1 protein-coding gene, 1 tRNA gene and 1 pseudogene are annotated in these 1,316 nt (G+C 73.0%); all 3 read left to right on the top strand.

All coding sequences use genetic code 11. The features are described 5' to 3' along the window. Positions 1-453: pseudogene (locus I53_RS21745) on the top strand (3-phosphoshikimate 1-carboxyvinyltransferase); the annotation flags it as partial. Positions 454-458: 5 nt separating this feature from the next. Next, the gene (cmk, locus tag I53_RS21740; RefSeq protein ID WP_051044950.1) at positions 459-1,097 is read left to right on the top strand and encodes a (d)CMP kinase; all 639 of its coding nucleotides are present in this window, start codon (positions 459-461) and stop codon (positions 1,095-1,097) included. 105 nt (positions 1,098-1,202) lie between these two features. After that, positions 1,203-1,278 (top strand) — tRNA-Lys (locus I53_RS21735). The last annotated feature ends 38 nt before the right edge of the window (positions 1,279-1,316 follow it).

The raw sequence follows: 1,316 nt of genomic DNA, 5'->3' as shown, positions 1-1,316 counted from the left end.
AGGAAGGCCGCCAAACCCTTGCCGCCCTGCGGTGCGCGCGAGCCGCTTGCCGGGGTTGACGTACCGGCCGAGCCGGCGCCCGCGATGATCGACGAGTACCCGGTGCTGGCGGTGGCGGCGAGCTTCGCCGAGGGCCGGCCCCGGATGAACGGCCTGCACGAGCTGCGGGTCAAGGAATCGGACCGCCTCGCCGCCGTGGCGGCGGGGCTGGCCGCCAACGGCGTCCGCCACGCGGTGGAGGGCGACGACCTCGTGGTGGAGGGCGACGGCGCCGCCGCGCCGGGCGGCGGAACGGTCGCGACGCATCTCGACCACCGCATCGCCATGGCGTTCCTCGTCATGGGGCTCGCCGCACGGAACCCGGTCACGGTGGATGACGGCGCGATGATCGCCACGAGCTTCCCGAGCTTCCTTCCGACCATGCAGGCCCTCGGCGGCCGGATCGAGGCGTGACCGGCATGCCGCTCGTCATCGCGATCGACGGACCGGCCGCATCCGGCAAGGGCACGCTCGCCAAGCGTCTGGCCGATCATTACGGCCTGCCGCATCTCGACACCGGGCTCCTCTACAGGGCCGTGGCTATGGCCCTGCTCGATGCAGGCCTGTCGCTGGAGGATGCCGCGGCCGCGGCGCAGGCGGCCCAGGCCCTCGATGCCGGCAAGCTCGACGACCCGCGGCTGCGCGACCGGGCCATGGGCGAGGCGGCCTCGCGCGTCTCGTCCGTGCCGGAAGTCCGGGCCGGCCTGCTCGCCTGGCAGCGCCGCTTTGCCGCCGATCCGCAGGGGGCGGTGCTCGACGGGCGCGACATCGGCACGGTGGTCTGCCCCGGGGCCTCGGTGAAGCTGTTCATCACGGCGTCCTCGGAGGAGCGCGCCCGCCGCCGCCATCGGGAACTGGTCGGCCGCGGCGAGTCGGCGACCTTCGCGACGATCCTCGCCGACATCGAGGCCCGCGACGCCCGGGATGCATCCCGCAGCGCCGCACCCCTGCGCATGGCCGACGACGCGATCCGGCTCGACACGACGGAGCTCGATGCCGACGCGGCCTTCGCTGAGGCCCGGGGCATCGTGGAGCAGAGCCGCGGCGACGCGGATTGAGGGCGGATTGAGGATTGTCCACGTCCCTTATGTTGACCCCCCGGGCCCGCTCACCTATTGCGGACGCGCCGTCCCCGACGGGCCACCGCGATCGGCCCGGGACGCGAGCGCGTAGCTCAGCTGGTAGAGCAACGGACTTTTAATCTGTAGGTCCTGGGTTCGAGTCCCAGCGCGCTCACCACACCCTCGGTGATCCCCATCGGACGCGGCGGCCGGAAC

The sequence above is a fragment of the Methylobacterium sp. B1 genome (assembly GCF_000333255.1).
Taxonomy (GTDB): domain Bacteria; phylum Pseudomonadota; class Alphaproteobacteria; order Rhizobiales; family Beijerinckiaceae; genus Methylobacterium; species Methylobacterium fujisawaense.
The sequence above is the reverse complement of the archived record's forward strand: the minus strand, read 5'-3'. Positions and strand labels throughout refer to the sequence as shown.